The organism is Burkholderia aenigmatica, from assembly GCF_902499175.1.
GTDB classification, from domain to species: domain Bacteria; phylum Pseudomonadota; class Gammaproteobacteria; order Burkholderiales; family Burkholderiaceae; genus Burkholderia; species Burkholderia aenigmatica.
Genome location: NZ_CABVQC010000147.1, coordinates 1 through 1,811, shown reverse-complemented (window position 1 = coordinate 1,811; position 1,811 = coordinate 1). Strand labels below are relative to the sequence as shown.

General features: G+C 59.4%; 2 protein-coding genes. Both read left to right on the top strand.

The window, feature by feature from the left end; all coding sequences use genetic code 11:
- A partial coding sequence (locus tag BDO18943_RS42365) for a hypothetical protein (RefSeq protein WP_175026718.1) occupies positions 1-481 on the top strand: 481 nt, incomplete at its 5' end.
- 17 nt (positions 482-498) lie between these two features.
- Positions 499-1,811, top strand: a 1,313-nt coding sequence (locus BDO18943_RS42360) for a glycosyl hydrolase family 28-related protein (protein WP_175026717.1), incomplete at its 3' end; no start/stop codon positions are given.

The window sequence follows — 1,811 nt, the reverse complement described above, 5'->3', positions numbered from 1 at the left end:
TGGGGTGAGCGCGATTGCGATCACCGACGACGAATGGCAGCAGGCAGTGGAAACGCACGGCTATACCGTGTCGAATGGCGCGCTCGTAGCGCCTGCCGCGCCGACTGCCGCCCAACTGCTCGCGCAGGCTCAGACGATGCAGAATGCAGTTCTTTACGCGGCATGCTCGGGCACGATCACGGCAGGTTTTTCGTCGAGCGCACTCGGGTCCACATGCAGCTATCCGAGCACGCTCGTGGATCAGGCAAACCAGAACACCGTGGCCGCCTGCCCGTCGGGCGGGATGCTTTGGTGCGAGGCCGTCGGATCGTGGTCGTTCAAGTCGCACACGCAGGCTCAGGCGCAGGCCGTTGTTGCGAGCTTTGCAGCGTGGCTCAACAAGTGTCAACAGCAACTGGCAGCACTCATTGACCAGGTGAATGCGGCGACAACCATTCAAGCAGTGCAGAGCGTCGTTTGGTCGGAACCGAGCGGATCGTAACAAGGAGCGCACCTAGAATGAAAATTTTCTGCACGAGGCTTCGCAGCATCACAGGCCTCCTGGTTGCAGCGGCCGTGCTCGATCCCGCATACGCACAGTTTGTTCCTGGGCAGGTTCTTTCCGCCACCCAGCTCAACAGTGCATTCCAGAATGCGGCGATTCAGGGTGGTGCTATCAACGGCGCCACGATCGGCAACTCGCGCCCGAGTTCTGGTGCGTTCACGTCGCTTGCTGCGTCGACGTCGAATCCTTCGCTGCTTTTCAACCTCGGTGGGGTAGGCGCAAGCGATCGTGCGTTGCAGGCGATTCTGCAGGAACAGAAAATTTCGGTGATCGCATTCGGTGCGGACCCGACTGGCACGCGGCCGAGCGCGACGGCGATTCAGAATGCGGTCAACTACGCATGTGCGTCGCTGTCACAGAAGACCGTGTATGAGCCGCCGGGCACCTATCTGTGGGATCACGGCGTTACGATCAACTGTCCTGCCGTGAAGCTGATCGGCGCGGGCGGTGGCGGATACAACGACAATTCGCCGAACATCAACGCGACGACGATCAATCGCTGGGTCGGCCCGCAAGGCGGGACCGCGCTGAAGATCACCCCATCCGCTGATCAGAAGACAGAAGACAACAGCGTCATGGGGATCTTCTGGGATGGCAATAATTCCCGTGGTGGTATCGCTGTCAATCTGATCTCGGCGCGCTACGGGACCTACGATATTCGTGCAGCCCACTGGGCGACTGCTTTTGTGCAGACTGATATCTCGCCCGCGGCCACGGAAAACTCGGACGTCACCGGAAACATTTTCTACAACATTTCCGGGTATCAAACGCTTCCGACCGATGGGTCCGTACTCATCACGAACAGTGCCTACAACCACAATGCCTGCTGGAATCACTTCTTCCTGATTCAAGCCGTCTATTTCAATTCGCCCGGTGTCGTATTGAACGGTGACGACAGTGAGCGGTTCGATGTCATCAATCTCTACAACGCGGACAACGGCACTGCGAAGGGTCTCGTGCTCAACGGTTCGAACACGTCGCCGTATGCCAATACGCGTCACAACACGTTCTATCTGGTGGGCACGGGGGGCGGTCAGCACGGCAATCAAGGGGGCGTGTATTCGCAGGGGCTCGACGCGTCCGGGAACCCGCTCGCATATCCGGCGACGGGCAACAATATCGTCTGGTACGACGCCGAGAACTCGCAAGCGATGCCGACGATCGATCCCGGATCGTCGCTCTGGTGGAGCGAGGACAATGCGCCGGCCGGGATGAGGCAGTTCTATTACACGACCAGCCCGGTTGGATATGTCCAGGTCGACAACTC